Below are 18804 nucleotides of genomic sequence, written 5' to 3'. Positions count from 1 at the left end.
TCGCACTTGCTCGGGAGTGTAGTAATCGTCCCGTAGCAGGGCGACCAAGGAGGAGGTGGGTCAGGTTGCTTAACCGCAACTTGCTTTCACGCTGGGTCAATCCGGCCTGCGACGACCTTGATGTGGTGGATCTGAACAACGACAATGCCTGCCGCACCACGATTTACACCGGCCTCGCCGGCATGCTTGAACGGGCGCAACTGGTGGATGTGGTCGAGCACATCTGCACTCTTTCTACACCCTGAATGCCTCAGGTCTGCGCCATGCGAACCCCGTCGGGGTGATCGGCACCAGGCTGCCATTGGCCAGTTCGCGTTCGATCTTCTACCGGTCGATCATGCAAGGACCTATTGGGTGCAGGCAACTAGAATCCCCCCGGCTGCAGCTACGGCTCGATCAACCGGCCTGAATGGTTCTTCATGGAGTTTTACCGGATGACCCAATCACTGTTGTTCGCCGTTCTGGCCTCGGGCTTCATCTATGGCATCACACCGGGGCCGGGTGTGCTCGCGGTGTTCGGGATTGGCGCGGCCCGTGGCCGGAGGGCGGGCGCGGGGTTTCTTTGCTGGCATCTACTGGGCGATGTGGTCTGGTGCAGCACTGCGCTGATTGCCATCGTCGGCGCACGGGAGATCGGTAGCAGCGCATTTGATGTGCTCGGTGTACTCAGCGGGTTGTACCTGTTCTGGCTTGGCCTGCGGGCGATCCGGAGTCGTCGCAGCACTGGCGACGCACCGCAGGGCCCGGCGCGCCAGCCGTTCTGGCACGGGATCATGTTCGGCCTGACAAATCCCAAGGCTTACCCGGTGGCGGTGGCAACGTTTACTGCGTTGCTGTCCAGTCGCGCCGAATTGCTCCATTGGTCGATGTTGCCGTGGCTGATCTTACTAAGCTTCATTGGCGCTATCGCCACATACGCTATTCTGATCGGCATTGTGGGCACTCGTCGGGTGCGCACGTTGTATCAGCGTCATGAGCTGGCAATTACCCGGATGTGCGGGGTAATGTTCATCGGTTTCGCCATCAACGCCTTGCTGTACGTGGCGCCAGGGTTGCTGACGAACAAGGTTTGAGGCTGCGCGCAGGGCTGCGACAGCTGCATCAGGACATCCGTTTCAGCGATGCCGGGTCCAGGGATTGATACTCACGGCTGCACTTTTGGACAGTATCCATCTTTGATGAGCACCAGTAATTCCGCGCCGCTGGCGAGCTACATCGATCTTTTGCTCGACGTCGTGTGTGCGGTCGATAGCCAGGGGCGCTTCGTCTTTGTCAGTGCCGCTAGCGAGCGAGTGTTCGGTTACACCCCGGACGAGCTGATCGGCCAGTCGATGATCGAGATGGTCCACCCGGCCGATCGCCAACGGACCCTGGACGCCGCCCGGGAAATCATGCGCGGCCAGCCCAACCCGAACTTCGAAAACCGCTACCTGCGCAAGGATGGCCAGGTGGTGCATCTTCTCTGGTCGGCGCGTTGGTCTGAAGTCGATCAACTGCGTATCGCCGTGGCCCGTGACATCACCGAGCGCAAACAGGCAGAGTCCCGGCAGGCCGCACTGTACGCGATCTCCGAAGCCGCCCATGCCGCTGAGGATTTGCTCGCGCTGTTCAAGCTCGTTCATCAATTGATTGGCGAATGGCTGCCGGCGCTGAACTTCTCGGTGGCGCTCTATGACGAGCACTGCGAGCAATTGAGTTTCCCGTACCACGTCGACGAGCACGAGAGCGATCCGCTGTGCAGCGTTACCGGCCGGCTTTGCACCGAGGTGATCCAAACGGGGCAGCCGGTGCTGGTGACGCCTGACCAACCGGTCTCGATGCCCGGTCTGTCCGAGGTTGGCAATGGCCAGGACTCACCCTGCTGGCTGGGTGTGCCGCTGAACTCACAGAAAGGCACCATCGGTGCGCTGATTGTCAAAAGCGTACTCGGTGGCGAACGCTATACCGAGCGCGACAAGGAGCTGCTGCAATACGTCTGTGCCCAGCTCGCGGCAGCCATTGAGCGCAAGCAATTGCACTGCCGGCTGCAATTCATGGCGCAGCACGACCAGTTGACCCGTTTGCCTAACCGCGAACTGTTGCGTGAACGCCTGACTGCTGCCCTCGGCAAAGCCAGAAGAGACTCTGGACGCATGGCACTGTTGTATGTCGATCTGGACCACTTCAAGCAGGTCAACGACACCTATGGCCATGGCGTCGGCGACATGCTGCTGCAAGCGGTGGCCAATAGACTGCAAGGCTGCGTGCGTGAGTCCGACACGGTGGCGCGCATTGGCGGTGATGAGTTTGTGGTCTTGCTCGACAGCATTCAGGCCGCCGAAGACGCGGCGCGGGTCGCGATCAAGATCCGACAGGTGCTCGGCCAGCCGATGCGTCTGGACAGCCATAGCCTGAACATCATGCCGAGCATCGGTATCGCGCTTTACCCCGAGCATGGCGGTGAGGAAAAGCAATTGTTCAAGCACGCAGATGAGGCCATGTACGCTGCCAAGCGCTTGAGTGGGCGCCTGGACCGCGCCTGATTCGACGTTGGCGCGGGGCACCGTTCGTCGCGGCAGGCTCAACTTTTCTAAACCTTTGTGGCGTTTTAACTTCAGACATCAGGCGGGGATGCCCGCTGCACTCATTAGCCTGTTCAGGAGGGCGTGACCATGAAGCGTATGGCCAGCCGATTACCAATCATCAGTTTTGCCGTGTTGCTGGGCCTGGGCGCCAGCAGCGCTTTTGCCCAGTCGCCAGCCGAATTCATCAATGACGCTTCGACCAAAGGCATGGCTGACATCGAAGCCAGCCGCCTGGCTCACCAGAAGACCGAATCCAAAGAGGTCAAGGATTACGCGATTGTGGTGATCAACGACCGCACCACGGCCAACCAGCATCTGGCGAAAATCGCCAGGAAACTCGATCTGCCCGTAGCCCCCAGAGAAGAGGTGGCCAGCAAGGCCAAGGCGCTGATTCCTGAGGTCAAGGACGGCGACTCGTTCGACGCGGCCTATGCCGCCAGCCAGGTGAAAACCACCCAGGAAGCCATCGAACAGTTGAAGCAGGAGGCACAAACCACCGACGTGCCGGAGCTCAAGGCCTTCGTTGCAGAAACCCTGCCCAAGCTCGAAAACCATTTGCATATGGCCAGGGCCCTTCAGGCCAACAGCCAATCGGGTCGGGTGGATGGTTGAGTCATGCATGCCCACTCGATCTGTAGCCGCTGGCGAAGCCTGCGTTCGAGGGTGAAACCCTCGCAAAACCGTGTTCTCTGTATCTCAGAAATGATGCGGTGTCAGATTTACGGCCGCTACGCGGGCCGAACGCAGCCTTCGGCAGCTGCTACGAAGTAGGTGGCGAGCCGGTACCGCTTCGAGCCTCGCCACAAAAACAGTCCGGGTACTTTAGCTCGACAGCTTCACCCCAACCGTCCAACTGAAATACCCCAGCACTTCACAGTTGCTGTTCACCAGCATAAAGCTCAGCTCGCATTGCTCGACACCGGTGCTCAGCTGCTGGCAATGCCAGTAGTGATCATCGGCTTTCACCGGGAGCGGTTCGGTGGGGGATTCGGGATTGGGGGCCGGCAAGGTCTGGCCGTTATGCACCACCAGATGCGGTTTTGAGAACACACCGGCGTCGCCCACAGTCAGGTTGTAAAACACCACGCTGTGTTCGGCGTGCAGGCCGACGGTTCGGCCACGGATGTGGAAGGTTTTGGTTGAACTTGCCGGTAGTTCAAGGCAGGTGCTCTTGGACGTTGGCGTTGTCCCCAGGGACGCGCCAAAGGTGAAAATGAAGCCGTCCTCGATCACGGTCGGTTCCTTCGGGTCGAGGCTCGGTTCCGGGTAGCGGGTGAGCAGGGTTTCGGCGTCGACAATCAGCAACACATTGGTTGCCTGCTCGGTGGTGGATGACGGGGTTGCGCTGGTATCTGTGGACATCAYGGCTTCCTTTCATGATGTGGGTCGATCGCGGCCACCGCTGCGGCTTACGCAAGACATCCAGTTCCAGTCGGGGCGCGAGGCAGAGGGGAAAGCCCCTTGTCGCCAAGGGGCCGTCCAGATCAGTTACGGATGGTGATGAACGGATCCCACGAGCAGCAACCTACAATCTGACAGTCCCGGTTCACGATCAGGAAGTTGAAGTGATAGGTCACACTGCCGGTGGCCAGGGTTTCCGAAGACCAGTAGTGGTTATCGACTTTCTGGCAGCTAGGCACTGACGGGTTGCTGGTGTTTGGCACGGCAACACACGCGGTGGCCTTGCGTGGCGTCGGTGTCGAGATCAGCTCATTACCGGCGTTGCCGATGAACTTGTAGAAAATGACCGCTGTTTCGAAGCTCTGCGACAGGCTGGTTTCGCGCCAGCGAATCAGGTCACCGACGGAGGCTTTCAGGTTCAGTTCGCCACCGGCCTGGCCATTGATCACGTTGTCCCGGTTGGTGACCATGTACACATGACTGACATCGATAAGCGTTGGCGCGTTGGGGTTTTTGCTGATGTTCGGGTAGTTTTTCAGAATGGATTCGGTGTCGATCGAAACAAGCACATCCGTGACTCGAGACATAGTAAAGCTCCTTGATCATAGTGAGCGCCTGGCATCTACCAGACGCAACAACGCTTGATTGCCTTGCGGCTGCTGTAAGCGCGCTACTACGGGGAACCTACCGATCACAAGGTACGAGCTGGCCTGGCTCCTTGCCTATAAAAGTGACCGGCCCGGGTTCCTTCCAACAGGCCGCGTCTGGAATATAGATGCCTATCTTAAGCTGTCAAAACAGAGGGGACATCGTTCGACGAGCGGTCGTTTTTCTTCTGATTTCCGATGATTTGGCGATAAGGAAATGGTGATCCAGAACGTTTCCCAAGCGTTGATTTCCCTCTAGACCGTGTGCCATTGAGCAACGATTACCGATCCCTGCAGCTTCACTTCCAGGGTGTCGCAGAATTGACCGTCGATGGCTTTGAGCAAGCCTTGCGCCGATCAGAGCAACTGCAATGCGTCTGGACGCGCACCGGGAAATACGCTCTGCAACTGCGAAGTGGACAAGCCCCACGTCCTGGCAAGTAAACCACCGAGCAGGTTCCGATAATTGTTGAGCACCGGGTAATCGCGGTTTTGCAGCAGGTTTTGTGGGTTGACCGCCACCTGTTCACCCACGATGCGTCCGCCGCGAACGTTGCCGCCGAGTACCCAGTACACCGTGCCATGTCCGTGGTCGGTGCCCCTGGCGCCGTTTTCACGAAAGGTGCGGCCGAACTCCGAGAGCACCACCACGGTGGTGTTGTTCCATTCATTCCCCAGCGCCTGGGCATAGGCGACCAGGCCTTCACCGAGGTTCGCCAGGTTGTTGGCCAGTTGGCCGCTGGTGCTGCCTTGATTGACGTGGGTATCCCAGCCGCCGACATCGACGAAACCCAGTCGGTACTGGTCGCGCATCAGTGTCGCCATGCGCCGGGTCTGGGCCGCGAAGTTCTGTGCATTCGGTGCGCCACGATTGGCCTTGACCATCTCTTCTTGCAGATCCCTTGACACCTGCTGGCGCAGTTCAAGGCCACCGGCTGCGGAGGCGGCATAAGGTGTGTTTTGGTACATCGACGAAAGAATCGCCGATTGCCGGGCATCGAAGGCCGGTTTCGAGGTACCGCGCAACGAGATGTTTGGGATGGCGTTGCCACCCTGGAAACTCAGGGGCAAGGCATCGGTGAAGGCAATGGGCGCACTGTTCGGCACCTGACGCGACAAGCGTGCAAGAAAGCCGGAGTCGTAACGGTTGCGCTGTTGGGTCGGTTCGCCAGACTCGATATTGTCCTGGGTTTCGAAGTGACTGCGGGACACGTCATCGGTCCCGGCGAACGGCACGAAGGCGATCTGCTTGCGTTGCCACAACGGGTAGATCGAATCACGTAAAACCGGATTCAGGCCCCAATGGCTGTCCAGTGCAATGGCACTGTTGGGGTTATGCGAGTCCGGCCGGGCAATGGCGAGAGTCGGACGCGACTCGTAGTAAAAATCGCTGGAGTAGGGCACCAGCAGGTTGTTGCAGTCGTAGCCGCCGCGCAGAAAGACGATCAGAAAGCGTGGCGCCGAAACAGGGGCGGCGAACAGCTTTGCACTAAACGACAAGGACGGCAGCGTCGCGGCTGCCGCAGCGGCAAGCAGCAGTTCTCGACGATTCATGGCGGCACCTCATTACGCGGTTCAGCGGTTATTGAAGTCAGGTGAGGCGAGCAAAAAGGTGTTCCATTCCTGAGGCGACACGGCCTTGTTCAGCGCGCCTAGGGTCGCTGCTGAAAGGTGTGGAGAGATGGCCTCGTAGAACAATGGTGTGGTGATCATCGGAAACCCTGGACCGGGCAGGTTGCTACCTTGTGGGGTAAACAATCGGTTATCCCCGCGCCCGATTGCCCGGGCGATTTCGAAGCGTTTGGACATCTGCCCCGAGCTCGACCAACCGCTGGATTCCAGAGGCCAGCCGTCCGGTGTCACGCGACCGAATACTGGCTGCCCCAACTGATTGAGCCAATTGATCATCGGCCTCGCGTTGGCCAGCGGCTTACCGTCATAGGCCAGCCGCACCGCCGACACCACAAACTGCATCGGGTCCTTGAATTTGGTACCAGTGCTTTGCAGCAACTCCTTTGACTCGAACAACGTACGCATCACTTGGGCGATATCGCCGTCGCTGTCCTGGAAGGTCTTGGCCATCCGTTCCACCAGCGCGGGTGGCGGCTGATCGGCAACGAAGTATTTGGCCAGCTGTTGCGAGACAAAATGCGCACAGGCTTTCTGCCGGGTGATCAGCTCCACGGCCTGACGGATCTCGTCAAAGCCGCTGCCCCTGATCGGATGACCGAGCAGTACCTTGTCGCTGAAATCATGGCGACGCGGATTGAATTCAAACAGGCCCTCGCGAACGACCCAGGCTTGTTGCCGGGGCCCGAATTTCTGCACTCGGCCATCGAGTGGCACAAGTCCGGCGCCGGTCAGAATCAACGCCAGTTGCTGCACGTCTTGCTGGGTATAGCCGGAGCCGACGCCCAGGGTGTGTAGCTCCATCAATTCGCGGGCGTAGTTCTCGTTGACCTTGCCCTTGGCATTTTGCGCGTTGTCCAGGTACTCAAGCATCGCCGGGCTCTTGAGGGTGGCCATCACCAGATCCTTGAACTTACCCAGCGCGTGTGGGCGGATTGCGTGTTCTGCGTAGTCCGCCGTCAGCACCCGTATGCGAGCTTTGCCCTGAAACACGCTGAAGTGGTTGAGCCAGAAACTCACCAACTGCTCTTTGAGCTGATTGGGCCCGTACACCGCACGCAACAGCACGGCTTCACGTGCTTGTTCTGCGAGTTCGTTGGCTTGTTGTTGCGCATCTTTTTTCGCGGCGTTTTTGGCGTCGCCTTCGGGCATGGCCTTGAACTGTTCCTGCTGGCTCTTGAATGTCTGTAGCAAGGATTCGGGCGACGTGCTCAATACCGGATAACTGTGCAACAGCGCGTTGATTGCCGGTGGCAGCGGGTCATTGATGCGGTCGGCCAATTGGGCTTGAAGCAGGCCCTCGCGTCCCATGCTGCGCAAGCGCGCCAGGTTGGCGGCATCCAGATCGAAGCCATCGCGGCGCAGCCAGGCAATGTCGCTCGGGTTGAGCGCAACGGGTGTGCCGGCCAAGGCGAGGGAGGGAAACAACAGCAAACAGGCCGACAGGCACAACGGGCGCAAAACGGCAGGTGGCATGTGCATGTAGGAGGTTCCCGAGTATCAAGAGAGACGTCGACAGCAGCCAGTGTAGTTTCCACCCGTGCAGCTGACGCTATGCTGAATAACGTGCATCCAGGACAGCTCAACCAAGATGGCGTTGCACGTGTTCTCGAAGGTTCTGCGAGCTGTGGAAGGTCAAGTTTTCTTTACACAGTTCCTGTGGGTGGGTTCAGGTATTAGACAGATATCTGCTGGTACAAATATTCATACGCCAAGCAGGAGCGCGGCGGTAAAGGGGGCATGGTTTTACAGGGTTACTCTATTGGCCGATGAGCCTCAGGAGGCAGCATGTTGTTACGTTACGCGGCATTGGTAGCAGTGGTCATCGCGGCCTCCGGTTGCGTACAGGAGCGTGTGGTTCACGACCGGCGTCCGCCACCACGCGAGTACGTCGAAGTCATCGCGCCGCAGCCACCACCGGTCCAGGTGATCGAAATGGAGCCCGCGGGCCGGCCGGGTTATGTCTGGTCGCGCGGTTACTGGCGCTGGGAAGGCGGGCGTTACGTCGCTGTTCGCGGGCACTGGGAACCGGAACGTCGGGGTTATCGTTACGTGCACCCGCATTGGGAGCAGCGCAACGATGGCTGGCATTGGCAGGGCGGGGGCTGGGCTCGCTAGATCCAGCGTTTCGCCGAATCAAAAAGAGCGACCTTCGGGTCGCTCCTGTCAGTTAAGGCACAAGACTGTGGGAGCGAGCCTGCTCGCGATGACGGCATAACATTCAACATTAATGTTGACTGACCCACCGCTATCGCGAGCAGGCTCGCTCCCACATGGATCGCGCTTGCCCGACAGCGGCATAGCCACCTTCACCACATCATCTGCCCGAGTCTTGACGAACTTGGCAGGGCCGTCGCTTACTGGCGCCCCACGGGCGAAACGCAGAGTCTAGTGCGTCGCTCATGTCCTGATCCGTTACAGGAGTACGCGATGAGCTGGTCTGCCAAACAGTATGTGGCTTTCGAAGATGAGCGCACGCGCCCGGCGCGCGATTTGCTGGCCGCTATCCCGAACACCGATGCGCGTTCGGTGATCGACATCGGCTGCGGCCCCGGCAACTCAACCGAATTGCTCGTGCAGCGCTTTGCCAATGCCGCGGTGCGTGGACTGGACAGCTCGACCGACATGATCGACGCCGCCCGCAAACGCTTGCCGGACGTACGCTTCGACACCGCCGATATCGCTGCCTGGAGCGAGCCCGGCCCGTTCGATGTGATCTTCGCCAACGCGGTGTTCCAGTGGTTGCCCGAGCACGCCACGCTGTTGCCGTCGCTGGTGGCCAAGCTCGCACCCGGTGGCAGCCTGGCGATTCAAATGCCCGACAACCTCGATCAACCGTCGCATCGAATGATGCGTGAAGTCGCCAATAACGGGCCTTGGGCCCGCAAGCTTGCGGATATCGCCGGGCAACGGACGACCCTCGACGATGCCAATACCTACTACCAGATGCTGTGTTCGTGTGCCTCGCGGGTCGATGTGTGGCGCACCACTTACCATCACCCGCTGGCGGGCGGTCCTGCGGCCGTGGTCGAGTGGTTCAAGGGCAGCGGTTTGCGGCCGTTTCTTGAACCGCTCGACGAGGCGGAAAAAGCTCAATACCTTGAGCAATACCTGGCTGCGTTAGAGCCATTTTTCCCGGTGCTGGCCGATGGTTCGGTGTTGCTGCCGTTCCCGCGTTTATTCATTGTGGCGACCCGCTAAAGGTCGTTGTTGCGCCAGGGCTGAGGCCGTTGCCCTCAGCCCTGTTGCAACACTTTCAACGCCGCCGACGCGAGGAAGCCGGAGCGGCTTTTCTCTTCCGGGTGATGCAGCACGTATTCGTCGATACGGGTCAGCAGATAGCCGGGCAGGGTGATGTTGAGTTTCTGAGCCTTGCCCAGGTACTTGGTGACATCAATGTCCACCAATGCCCAGGTAACGCCGGCGTACTGCGGATTGGCCGCGTGTACGGTGACCTTGTTGGCGGGCGGAATCGCCGAGCCGTCTTCGGCGAGTATCTCGAAGTGGCCTTCGATGGCTTCGCGCGCCATGGCGATCGCATCGTCCAGGTCATCACCGGCCGAGAAGCAGCCCGGAATATCCGGCACTTCCACGCCCCAGGCGTGTTCGTTATCGCCCATTGAAATCGCAATTGGGTAAAGCATGTTCGTTGTCCTCTGGGTGCTGTGCGCCGGTTCAATACAGCAGGGCCTGTTGCAGGATGCTGACGGCCGTTTTGGTCAGTAAATCCTTTTTCGGATGTGGGACGGTGACCAGACCGGGCTTCGTGGGATGCTTGAAGTGGTGGTGACTGCCCCTGACCCGTACCAGATACCAGCCGTCTGCGACGATTTGGGTTATCAAATATCGGCTATTCACATCACTTCCCTGTGCTGTGGAGGTGGTTACTATACCTACTGAAAATTAGTTATCAACACTATAACCACCGCTGGTGGCGACAGAATGGATGAGTGGTAGGGGACAGTGTAGGAACCACTGCAAAACGCGGTGTCCAGGAGCAGTACTGGAGTGTTTATGATTCCTTCAACGCCAGTTCATCGCGTGTTGCTGCTGAACGGCGGGCATAAAAAAACCGGTCACTGAGGACCGGTTTCTCTTGTCTCTGCATCTTCTGTTTAAAAGGTGAGTTTTCGGCACCGCGCTTCCCTCGCAGAGAAAATACCGATGCCGAGAATCACGTCGTCGCTACTCAAGCAGCTGATCAATCAATACCGCGTTGGTATAGATCAAGCTTCCATCGCTCGCTCGATGCCCGACCAGATGGAACTGACCGCGCTCGTCGTGCAAATAGACGCGCATTTGGCAGTCGGACAAGGGGCCGTATCCCTCAGGCAGGATCAAATCCATTGAGCTCATGTCGACATCGACCATGGCTTCACGCTCATGGGTCTTTTGCAGGTGTTCTTCAGCTTCCTCCAGGCGCAGATGGAGGGGGGCATCGATGTCAAAATGGATCTCTCCCACCGGGGTGGATTTTTGGGCACCGCTGGTTTTGCACCAGCCTTCGATCGTCAAGGCACTCATGACGAAACCTCCGTCGTGGACTACTGGACTCTGTAGCTCGGGCCGCTTCTGGCCAATCTCTGCCATCCCTGATCAGGAATTAAGTATAGCTGGCAACCGGGCGTCGCTTGGGGGGCGTGGGGCTCGCCCCTGATTCTTTTGACTGATCGGAAACAAGTCGCTATGCCCAATCCAGTACCGGGAGACGTGATGCTGAATATCTTTAGCTATAGGTGGCAAATGGATTTAAACAATTAACTTGTTGTTGGAATTGGAATGTTCGGGCGTCACGGTACTTCAGGAAAAGCGCTTGCTCCGTTCCTGCACTATACTTCTTGCTGACTTTACCGTCAGGAGCAGTGGTGTTTGTCTGCTCTGCTGGGACGTCAGATTAATATTAATTTGACGATGCTGTTAAGTGGCGATGCTTTTGCATAATCCACGCGTGACAGGAATAGGATGAAGAGAAAATGGCAACAGCAATTATCTTGATTCTAATCGTTGTTGCATCAGTGTTGTTCAACATCCTGGCGCCTTGGCATGCGACGCCGGCCGCTTCCAACTGGGGGTCAATAGACACCACCCAGTTCATTACCCTGGTCATCAGCGGAATATTTTTCATCGCCGTCACGGTATTTATGGCAGTCGCCGTGATGCGTTATCGTCACAAGGACGGTGCCAAGGCGGCCTACCAGCCAGGCAATAAAAAATTGGAGTTATGGTTGATTATCGTTACTTYGGTCGGTATTGCCGCGATGTTGGCGCCAGGCCTGGTTGTTTATAGTGATTTCGTCCGGGTGCCGAAAAAAGCTTATGAACTTGAAGTGGTCGCCCAGCAGTGGCAATGGGCTTTTCGTTTTCCCGGTCGGGACGGGAAACTGGGTAAGTCGGATATCAAGTTTGTTGATTCCACCAACCCCTTCGGTCTTGATCCCAAGGATCCGGCAGGGCAGGACGATATACTGGTACTAAACAATGAAGTTCACCTTCCGCTCGATCAGCCGGTAAAAGTTTTACTGCGTTCCAAAGATGTGCTGCACGATTTCGATGTACCGCAAATGCGCGGCAAGATGGACATGGTGCCGGGGATGGTGTCGTACTTTTGGTTTACGCCAACTAAAACCGGGAAGTACGAAATCATTTGCGCTGAATATTGTGGCGTGGGGCATTACAACATGCGCGGCCATATGATCGTGGACCAACAGGACGCCTTCGATCAATGGTTGAGCAGCCAACCGACTTTTGCGCAGACATTAGCGGCAGCTGCCAAACCCAGTCGCGACAGCGTGCTGGAAAAAGGCCGGCTGTTGGTCGAGAAGTACGGCTGCAACGCCTGCCATAGCCAGGATGGCAGTGCCAGTCTCGGCCCGGGATGGAAGGGCTTGTATGGCCGCACCGAACAGCTTGCCGATGGCACGAGTGTGCAGGTCGATGAGGCCTACCTGAAAGCGGCGATCCTCGATCCGAAAGCCCGACGGGTACAGGGCTACCCGCCGGTCATGGTGGCCTATACTCTCAATGAAGATGAACTGGGTGCTCTCGTTACCCTGATCAAATCACTGGGTACCGCGCGCCAAGGCGATGAGCTTTCTGCCGCGGGTGAAGACTTGGCGGCGCAGGGACAGCAGCTGGCCAAGTCGTTCGGCTGCCTGGCCTGCCACAGTGTCGATGGCAGCAAGGGCATCGGCCCCAGTTGGCAGGGTCTGTATGGCAAGACAGAAACCCTTGAGGACGGTACGAGGATAAAGGTCGATGAGGACTATATAAAAGAATCGGTTCTCAAGCCTAACGCCAAAATCGTCAAGGGTTACGCACCCATCATGCCGACCTTTACGCCGAGTGATAAGGAGTTGAGCGCACTGATCGCTTTTATCAAGTCCAAAGCGAATGCCGACGCTGATGCGAGCAAGGCGGAGCCAGGAAAGTAGCCGTAGGCAGCCAGCAATACACCGAAACTTCAGTTGGAGGATGACGTGATGGCCTATGCGGAGCAAGCCGAAACAGAAGCACTGCACGAGCCCAAGAGTTTCCTGACCAAATATATCTGGAGTCAGGACCACAAGGTCATCGCCATTCAGTATTCCTTGACGGCTATATTCGTGGGCATCATCGCCGTGGTGTTGTCCGACTTGATGCGCTTGCAGATAGGCTTTCCCGGTAGTTTGGGGTTCATGGACGCCAGTACTTACTATCAAGCGATGACCATGCACGGCATGATCATGGTCATTTATTTACTGACGGCCTTGTTTCTCGGTGGCTTCGGCAACTATCTGATCCCGTTGATGGTGGGGGCCCGTGACATGGTCTTCCCCTATGTCAACATGCTGAGTTACTGGACCTACCTGCTGGCGGTACTGGTGTTGCTCGCCGCGTTCTTTGTCCCGGGCGGCCCCACGGGGGCGGGATGGACACTTTATCCTCCGCAGTCGATTACCAAGGGGACACCGGGAACTGACTGGGGCATCGTACTGATGCTGGTCTCACTGGCGATTTTTATCGTCGCAACCACCATGGGCGGGTTGAACTACGTCACCACGGTGTTGCAGGCGCGCACGCACGGCATGACATTGTTTCGCATGCCGCTCTCCGTATGGGGAATCTTCATGGCCTCGATCATGGCCTTGCTGGCGTTCCCTGCATTGTTTGTCAGCGCGATCATGACGTTGTTCGACAAGCTGTTGGGCACCAGCTTCTTTATGCCGGCGATCATCTCGTTGGGGCAGCAGCTCGATCACCAAGGTGGCAGCCCGATATTATTCCAGCACCTGTTCTGGTTCTTCGGCCACCCGGAAGTCTATATCGTTGCTCTCCCGGCGTTTGGTCTGGTCTCCGACTTGATCAGCACGCATGCGCGTAAAGGTATCTTCGGCTACCGAATGATGGTGTGGGCCATTATTGCGATTGGCGTACTCAGTTTTGTGGTCTGGGCACACCATATGTATGTCAGCGGAATGAACCCCTACTTTGGTTTTTTCTTCGCCACCACCACCTTGATCATCGCGGTGCCGACCGCACTGAAAGTCTACAACTGGATTCTGACCCTGTGGCGGGGCGACATTCATCTGACCGTACCGATGCTGTTTGCCCTGGCCTTTATCGTCACCTTTCTGGTCGGCGGTCTGACCGGGTTGTTTCTCGGTAATGTGATCGTGGACATTCCGCTCTCGGACACCTATTTCGTCGTGGCCCATTTTCATATGGTCATGGGGGTCGCACCGGTACTGGTGGTGTTCGGCGGCATTTATCATTGGTTCCCGAAAGTCACCGGGCGCATGACGAACGACACCCTCGGCAAGTTGCATTTCTGGATTACCTTTCTCGGCACCTACGCGATCTTCTTTCCCATGCACTACCTGGGTTTCCAGGGCATGCCACGCCGCTACTACGCCTATGACAACTACGCGTTCATTCCGCAGTCGGCGCAAGAACTGAATTCTTTCATTACGGTGGTCGCATTGATCGTCGGCGTTTCCCAACTGCTGTTCCTGTTCAACCTGGCCTGGAGCACTTTCAAAGGCAAGCCCGCAGGCAGTAACCCCTGGGGCGCGGCCAGTCTGGAATGGCAAACGCCGGACACCCCGCCGGTACACGGTAACTGGGGCGCGAAGCTGCCGGTCGTGCATCGCTGGGCCTACGACTACAGCATGCCGGGAATAGACCAGGATTTCGTTCCGCAAACGGTCTCCGACGAGGAACTGGAGCAGATGCGGCAACTCAGTGCCGGAGCCAGTATTGCGGACGTTAAGACATGAACAGGCTGCTATTGAGAAACGCCGACGGTGCTGACCCCGGCGGTAATTGGAGTGGTGGTCCTGAAGATATTCAGGCCGCCGAGGCTGCCGATAGAATCCAGAACGCGAGAGTCGGCCTGCGCTTGTTTCTGGCCGTGGTGAGTTCGTTATTCTTTCTCTTTCTGGTCGCCTTTATCGAACGCTCACAGATGGCCGACTGGCAACCCCTGACGGAGCCCTTGGCGCCCTTGGCCAACCTATGGCAGCTATGGCTGAATACGGCTTTTCTGGTATTCAGCTGCATCGCCCTGCAGTGGTCGCGTATGGCCGCCCGACAGGGGCGACTGGACGCAACGGTCATTGGCTTTGCAGTGGGGGGCGTATTTGCCGTTGCCTTTCTGACGGGACAACTCTGGGTCTGGCAGCAGTTTGTCGCCTGGGGCTATTTTGTCGCCAGTAATCCGGCCAACAGTTTCTTCTACCTGTTGACCGGCCTGCACGGGTTCCACCTGCTGGGCGGGCTGATCGCCTGGAGCAGAACCGTCGCTAAATTCCTGCATCACGTGCCGTTGCCGCAACTCAGCGCCAGCGTAGAGCTCTGTGCCACCTATTGGCATTACTTACTGGGTCTTTGGTTCGTGCTATTCGCGCTGCTGACCAGTACGCCGGCAACCTATGAAGCCATTGCCAGATTCTGCGGCCTGAGGTGAAAAGCCATGGCATCGCACCCGCTAGCCCCAGTCGAGTCCAGTTCATCCAACCCACCCAGCTCGCCGCCTGCAACGGGATGGCAGGGCATCGCCAACGACTGGGCCTCGGACAAAGAGGCTTTCAGGCAGGTGCCCTGGGGCAAGGCGATGATGTGGATATTCCTGCTCAGCGATACGTTTGTATTTACCTGCTTTTTAACCGGCTACATGTCGGTACGCATGACGATCACCAGCGCCTGGCCGAACCCCAGTGAAGTGTTTGCATTGACGATCGGCGGGAGAGAAATCCCGCTGATTCTGATCGCCATCATGACCTTTGTGCTGATCAGTAGCAGCGGCACCATGGCCATGGCGGTCAATTTCGCCTATCGCCATGATCGCGCGAAAACCGCTGCCCTGATGCTGGCGACCGCAGCCTTCGGGGTGACCTTCGTCAGCATGCAGGCATTTGAATGGAGCAAGCTCATCGCAGAAGGAGTGCGTCCCTGGGGGAACCCCATGGGGGCGGCGCAATTTGGTGCCAGCTTTTTCATGATTACCGGTTTCCACGGGCTGCATGTGTCAGTCGGCGTCATCTACCTCAGCATTGTGGCGATGAAAGTATTGCGCGGAGATTATGAGCGCTCCGGAAACTATCAGATCGTCGAGATAGCCGGGCTTTACTGGCACTTCGTGGACCTGGTGTGGGTGTTTATTTTTGCGTTCTTCTATTTATGGTAGGTCGTGAACAGCTTCTGAAGAGGAGCACGGATGATGGCGCATACCCAGGGTCAGCAACATCCAATCAGCTTGTACCTTAAAATCTGGGGGCTGTTATTCGTCCTCAGCACGCTGTCGTATCTTGTCGACTATTTTCACTTCCAGGGCTACCTCCGGTGGTTCCTGATCATCACGCTCATGTTGTTGAAGGCAGGTCTGATTGTCTCCGTCTTCATGCACATGGCCTGGGAACGGTTGGCCATGGTCTACGCCATATTGGTGCCACCGTTGTGTTTACTGGTACTCGTCGGACTGATGGCCACCGAGGCTGATTATGTGTTCCTCAGCCGGGTGATTTTCTTCGGCCAATAAGCGACGTCCGGATGGCACTTCCGGACGCCCTCAAGCCTGCGGGGCTAACCCGATATCACTCGTTTGAACTGATGCCATTTGTGCTGCCAGGCGACTGTCCAGTGGGGGGCTGCCGTACCCATGCCGGCGATCTTCAGCCTTGGATGATGTTCGATTACCCGGTCCAGTACCGATTCCTGATCCGGCTCAACATCCACGAAGAAGATATGTTTGCCCTCGTCTACCACTTGTTTAAAACTGCGGAAGTGCGTGTTTGGCACCTGAATACCAAAAAAACCGCCCTCCCAGATGCTGAAGCCCAATATAACAATCGCCAGGAAGATAAAAGGCATCCAGCCTGCAGCGGATTGGGTCCAGCCCAGCCAATAGGCGCCACCCAGGACCAGCGCAGCAAGTGGCACACCGACCACTGCACCAATCTCGCCAGAGTGAACGGTGTCTTGTTTCATCAGCGAGTTAACTTCGTGGAGGTGATGTTCTTCAACATCCGCCACTTCTTCACTGAGCACATGAATTTGTTCGGTATTGATGCCGTTGGCTTCCAGTTCAGTTTCAACGGTTTCAAGATCGTCGAGATTGTCACTGATGTAATAGTGCCGATTCATACCACACCTCCCATCTCGCGCTTGCTGTAGACCTCCTCTGTCCTGCAGCCGTTAACTGAGATTTGCAGTCGGTATCTGTAGCGGTAGGGGACGTTGCAGACTTCATGCAATTTGAAAGAAGTATAGCATTCGCTAGCATGCGTGATTTGCAGTGTCAAGATCTGGAGGGGCGCCGAAACAGCGCCCCCTTGTAACGTCAGGACGGTTCTGCATCCATGCGTCGCGCAATCACATCCAGCACATCGCAACCGTCGCGCAAAGGTATGCAGCAGAGCAATGCGAAGTCGCTGAGAATGACCGAGTCAGTAGTGATGTCACCCCGCATCGCGAGGTTTTCAAGAATCTGCGTCACGGCTCGGATTCTGTAGCTGGCCGTGCTGAGCAGTGAATGCAGCGGTTGAGTGGTGTTGACGAACAGGGAGGGTAGGTCGTCGGCGTTGCTGGTTAAAGCCATGTATTCATTCATGAGTGATCACCATGTAGTTGGAAGACCCACCACTCAATTGTCGCCAAACAAATGGGTGGCAGCTGTACGCGGGTTGGCGAACCGGACATGGTAAAACCGGCAGATCCGAAGATCTCCCACGCACAGCTGCCAAAAAACAGGTAGCTAAGTGCGTTCAAAAGCGCTCCGAAACTGCTCGGAAGCTTCTGCACCATGTCGCCGAGTCGCCAAACCCGACACGCCATTTGGGCGTCGGCCGACTATAAGCCTCGTGACAAAAGCACAGCAATGCGCAAGTGTACGGACAATTCCCAGTGTCGTGTGGGACATTGCCTTTTCGGAAATTGGCTTCTTTGTGCCACCGGTAAATGGGTGGTCGACACTGAATTTGGCTGGCATTAATCCGCAGCGCCGAAGAATCACTCTTCGCCGCCCCCCATCTCACGATCCTCAAACGCAGAACGCACCGCCTCTACAATGCGTTCCGCCATGCGTTCATCTTCAAGCTGCGGGTACCCTTTTTTTAGCTTGCCGGACACCACCCAGCCGTTCTCCTTGATGGAGCGGATGATGCGGTTCGCATCCTGGTCTGGCATTTCCAGTACTTCTTTCAGCCGGTCCTGAGCTCGCTGAAAGATCACCAGTACTCTGGCTTCATCCGCCATTTCCTTTCGAATCGTGTGCGCGACGACACGTGCGGTGTAGAAGATGAAGTTGCTGCGAGTCCCGTGCGAAAACGCTAATTTTCGTAGGCGTGAAAATGCTAACGCTTGATGAAATTTGATAATAAATCCGTGTTTTTAGAAAAAAACGCTAACAGACTTCAGGGTAGTCGCTAACGCCCCGAGAGAACTTACTCATCGATCAGCGGACAACGGACGAAAGTGGGGAGATGCCTCAGAGCCCGATTCCACCAAACTCCAGACATAAAAAAACCGGCCATCAAGGCCGGTTTTTTCTTTACCTGCATCCCCCGTCAAAAAACGACGTGAGACTGAAATCTGATTGGAGCGGGTGAAGGGAATCGAACCCAAACCCATATGTCACGTAAGCCAATGATTTGTAGGAAGAAACAGGATTTATTGTAGGAGGGGTTTGTAGGACTGGGAAGGTGCCATGTGTCTTGCAGATGTGGACCTTGAGAAGGTCGAACCCTTAGAAGTAGGGGGGTGGTCTTCTGGCATTGAAGTCCTTCTGTGCGTAGTTTTTTGACCAATCCTTATAGTCGAGTCTGGATGCCCGGTCAGGGCTAATGCTTTAGTGCTGGAGGGTAGGGTAAGTGTTGTCGGGGTTGGGGCAGATGTGGCGGCTAGCAACGCAGCCTTGCCTTCTAAGGCTTTTACTGGGGATTCCATGCGCACTTGGACACCCAGTCCACGAACACTTGGACAGCGATTCCACGCTCACTTGGACACTCATTCCACGGCCACTTGGACACTGATTCCACGAGCACTTGGACAGTGATCTCTCACTGATCCGACCCAAGCTCAGAGCTCAG

Annotated in this window: 20 protein-coding genes and 1 pseudogene; 11 read left to right on the top strand and 10 right to left on the bottom strand. The window is 56.9% G+C overall.

The window, feature by feature from the left end:
• The first annotated feature begins 65 nt into the window (after positions 1–65).
• The 4 genes from AC1DIH_RS19480 (at position 66) to AC1DIH_RS19465 (ending at position 3176) form a co-directional block, all read left to right on the top strand.
• Positions 66–245, top strand: coding sequence for a hypothetical protein (locus AC1DIH_RS19480; protein ID WP_477772928.1), 180 nt, complete (start codon positions 66–68; stop codon positions 243–245).
• A gap of 189 nt (positions 246–434) precedes the next feature.
• The gene (locus AC1DIH_RS19475) at positions 435–1073 is read left to right on the top strand and encodes a LysE family translocator (RefSeq protein ID WP_477772927.1); all 639 of its coding nucleotides are present in this window, start codon (positions 435–437) and stop codon (positions 1071–1073) included.
• Between the two features lie 105 nt (positions 1074–1178).
• On the top strand, positions 1179–2522 hold the full coding sequence (locus tag AC1DIH_RS19470) for a sensor domain-containing protein (protein WP_477772926.1): 1344 nt from the start codon (positions 1179–1181) through the stop codon (positions 2520–2522).
• 129 nt (positions 2523–2651) lie between these two features.
• Positions 2652–3176, top strand: a complete 525-nt coding sequence (locus AC1DIH_RS19465) for a DUF4142 domain-containing protein (protein ID WP_477772925.1) — start codon at positions 2652–2654, stop codon at positions 3174–3176.
• A 210-nt stretch (positions 3177–3386) separates the two neighbouring features.
• Here AC1DIH_RS19465 and AC1DIH_RS19460 read toward each other — a convergent pair whose 3' ends face one another.
• From AC1DIH_RS19460 to AC1DIH_RS19445, 4 genes are all read right to left on the bottom strand, one after another.
• Positions 3387–3926 (bottom strand): AidA/PixA family protein, encoded by a 540-nt coding sequence (locus AC1DIH_RS19460; protein ID WP_477772924.1) that lies wholly within the window; start codon positions 3924–3926, stop codon positions 3387–3389.
• Positions 3927–4048: 122 nt separating this feature from the next.
• Complete coding sequence (locus AC1DIH_RS19455; protein ID WP_054596081.1) at positions 4049–4552, bottom strand: inclusion body family protein; 504 nt, start codon at positions 4550–4552, stop codon at positions 4049–4051.
• Between the two features lie 417 nt (positions 4553–4969).
• The gene (locus AC1DIH_RS19450) at positions 4970–6166 is read right to left on the bottom strand and encodes a DUF1501 domain-containing protein (RefSeq protein ID WP_477772923.1); all 1197 of its coding nucleotides are present in this window, start codon (positions 6164–6166) and stop codon (positions 4970–4972) included.
• Positions 6167–6187: 21 nt separating this feature from the next.
• Positions 6188–7723: a DUF1800 domain-containing protein gene (locus tag AC1DIH_RS19445; RefSeq protein ID WP_477772922.1), complete on the bottom strand. Its 1536-nt coding sequence runs from the start codon at positions 7721–7723 to the stop codon at positions 6188–6190.
• A gap of 306 nt (positions 7724–8029) precedes the next feature.
• Here AC1DIH_RS19445 and AC1DIH_RS19440 point away from each other — a divergent pair, with 306 nt between their 5' ends.
• Together AC1DIH_RS19440 and tam are read left to right on the top strand one after the other, a co-directional pair.
• Positions 8030–8359 (top strand): YXWGXW repeat-containing protein, encoded by a 330-nt coding sequence (locus tag AC1DIH_RS19440; RefSeq protein ID WP_477772921.1) that lies wholly within the window; start codon positions 8030–8032, stop codon positions 8357–8359.
• Between the two features lie 312 nt (positions 8360–8671).
• Complete coding sequence (gene tam, locus AC1DIH_RS19435) at positions 8672–9442, top strand: trans-aconitate 2-methyltransferase (RefSeq protein WP_477772920.1); 771 nt, start codon at positions 8672–8674, stop codon at positions 9440–9442.
• Positions 9443–9477: 35 nt separating this feature from the next.
• Here tam and AC1DIH_RS19430 read toward each other — a convergent pair whose 3' ends face one another.
• The 3 genes from AC1DIH_RS19430 to AC1DIH_RS19420 form a co-directional block, all read right to left on the bottom strand.
• Positions 9478–9885 (bottom strand): type II toxin-antitoxin system HicB family antitoxin, encoded by a 408-nt coding sequence (locus AC1DIH_RS19430; protein WP_071551463.1) that lies wholly within the window; start codon positions 9883–9885, stop codon positions 9478–9480.
• Between the two features lie 31 nt (positions 9886–9916).
• Positions 9917–10099: a type II toxin-antitoxin system HicA family toxin gene (locus AC1DIH_RS19425; RefSeq protein WP_095082823.1), complete on the bottom strand. Its 183-nt coding sequence runs from the start codon at positions 10097–10099 to the stop codon at positions 9917–9919.
• Between the two features lie 327 nt (positions 10100–10426).
• Positions 10427–10765: a hypothetical protein gene (locus tag AC1DIH_RS19420; protein WP_477772919.1), complete on the bottom strand. Its 339-nt coding sequence runs from the start codon at positions 10763–10765 to the stop codon at positions 10427–10429.
• A gap of 449 nt (positions 10766–11214) precedes the next feature.
• Here AC1DIH_RS19420 and AC1DIH_RS19415 point away from each other — a divergent pair, with 449 nt between their 5' ends.
• From AC1DIH_RS19415 to AC1DIH_RS19395, 5 genes are read left to right on the top strand one after another with little or no spacing between them, the layout of a single operon-like run.
• Entirely contained in the window at positions 11215–12672 is a 1458-nt protein-coding gene (locus AC1DIH_RS19415; protein ID WP_477772918.1) for a c-type cytochrome, read from the top strand.
• A gap of 48 nt (positions 12673–12720) precedes the next feature.
• On the top strand, positions 12721–14496 hold the full coding sequence (gene ctaD, locus AC1DIH_RS19410) for a cytochrome c oxidase subunit I (RefSeq protein WP_477773049.1): 1776 nt from the start codon (positions 12721–12723) through the stop codon (positions 14494–14496).
• Positions 14493–15185, top strand: coding sequence for a cytochrome c oxidase subunit 3 (locus tag AC1DIH_RS19405; protein ID WP_477772917.1), 693 nt, complete (start codon positions 14493–14495; stop codon positions 15183–15185). Before ctaD ends, AC1DIH_RS19405 begins: the two co-directional genes overlap by 4 nt.
• Positions 15186–15191: 6 nt before the next feature.
• Entirely contained in the window at positions 15192–15905 is a 714-nt protein-coding gene (locus AC1DIH_RS19400; protein WP_477772916.1) for a heme-copper oxidase subunit III family protein, read from the top strand.
• A gap of 33 nt (positions 15906–15938) precedes the next feature.
• Positions 15939–16256 (top strand): cytochrome C oxidase subunit IV family protein, encoded by a 318-nt coding sequence (locus tag AC1DIH_RS19395; RefSeq protein ID WP_054598259.1) that lies wholly within the window; start codon positions 15939–15941, stop codon positions 16254–16256.
• A 44-nt stretch (positions 16257–16300) separates the two neighbouring features.
• Here the strand turns inward: AC1DIH_RS19395 and AC1DIH_RS19390 are convergent, their stop codons facing one another.
• The 3 genes and pseudogenes from AC1DIH_RS19390 to AC1DIH_RS19380 form a co-directional block, all read right to left on the bottom strand.
• A complete protein-coding gene (locus tag AC1DIH_RS19390; RefSeq protein ID WP_477772915.1) occupies positions 16301–16861 on the bottom strand; it encodes a magnesium transporter in 561 nt (186 codons plus the stop codon).
• A gap of 196 nt (positions 16862–17057) precedes the next feature.
• The gene (locus AC1DIH_RS19385; protein ID WP_054596089.1) at positions 17058–17327 is read right to left on the bottom strand and encodes a hypothetical protein; all 270 of its coding nucleotides are present in this window, start codon (positions 17325–17327) and stop codon (positions 17058–17060) included.
• A gap of 398 nt (positions 17328–17725) precedes the next feature.
• Positions 17726–18097: pseudogene (locus AC1DIH_RS19380) on the bottom strand (Fic family protein); the annotation flags it as partial.
• Between the last annotated feature and the right edge of the window lie 707 nt (positions 18098–18804).

The organism is Pseudomonas sp. 05N36, from assembly GCF_056397385.1.
This window is presented reverse-complemented; position numbering and strand designations above follow the sequence as displayed.

Bases quoted from the DNA above. Each gene is read 5' to 3' on its own strand.
- tam (WP_477772920.1), top strand. From the start codon at position 8,672: ATGAGCTGGTCTGCCAAACAGTATGTGGCTTTCGAAGATGAGCGCACG.
- AC1DIH_RS19465 (WP_477772925.1), top strand. From the start codon at position 2,652: ATGAAGCGTATGGCCAGCCGATTACCAATCATCAGTTTTGCCGTGTTG.
- AC1DIH_RS19455 (WP_054596081.1), bottom strand. From the start codon at position 4,552: ATGTCTCGAGTCACGGATGTGCTTGTTTCGATCGACACCGAATCCATT.
- AC1DIH_RS19400 (WP_477772916.1), top strand. From the start codon at position 15,192: ATGGCATCGCACCCGCTAGCCCCAGTCGAGTCCAGTTCATCCAACCCA.
- AC1DIH_RS19385 (WP_054596089.1), bottom strand. From the start codon at position 17,327: ATGAATGAATACATGGCTTTAACCAGCAACGCCGACGACCTACCCTCC.
- AC1DIH_RS19430 (WP_071551463.1), bottom strand. From the start codon at position 9,885: ATGCTTTACCCAATTGCGATTTCAATGGGCGATAACGAACACGCCTGG.
- AC1DIH_RS19395 (WP_054598259.1), top strand. From the start codon at position 15,939: ATGGCGCATACCCAGGGTCAGCAACATCCAATCAGCTTGTACCTTAAA.
- AC1DIH_RS19475 (WP_477772927.1), top strand. From the start codon at position 435: ATGACCCAATCACTGTTGTTCGCCGTTCTGGCCTCGGGCTTCATCTAT.
- ctaD (WP_477773049.1), top strand. From the start codon at position 12,721: ATGGCCTATGCGGAGCAAGCCGAAACAGAAGCACTGCACGAGCCCAAG.
- AC1DIH_RS19390 (WP_477772915.1), bottom strand. From the start codon at position 16,861: ATGAATCGGCACTATTACATCAGTGACAATCTCGACGATCTTGAAACC.
- AC1DIH_RS19420 (WP_477772919.1), bottom strand. From the start codon at position 10,765: ATGAGTGCCTTGACGATCGAAGGCTGGTGCAAAACCAGCGGTGCCCAA.
- AC1DIH_RS19470 (WP_477772926.1), top strand. From the start codon at position 1,179: ATGAGCACCAGTAATTCCGCGCCGCTGGCGAGCTACATCGATCTTTTG.
- AC1DIH_RS19445 (WP_477772922.1), bottom strand. From the start codon at position 7,723: ATGCACATGCCACCTGCCGTTTTGCGCCCGTTGTGCCTGTCGGCCTGT.
- AC1DIH_RS19460 (WP_477772924.1), bottom strand. From the start codon at position 3,926: ATGTCCACAGATACCAGCGCAACCCCGTCATCCACCACCGAGCAGGCA.
- AC1DIH_RS19440 (WP_477772921.1), top strand. From the start codon at position 8,030: ATGTTGTTACGTTACGCGGCATTGGTAGCAGTGGTCATCGCGGCCTCC.
- AC1DIH_RS19450 (WP_477772923.1), bottom strand. From the start codon at position 6,166: ATGAATCGTCGAGAACTGCTGCTTGCCGCTGCGGCAGCCGCGACGCTG.
- AC1DIH_RS19405 (WP_477772917.1), top strand. From the start codon at position 14,493: ATGAACAGGCTGCTATTGAGAAACGCCGACGGTGCTGACCCCGGCGGT.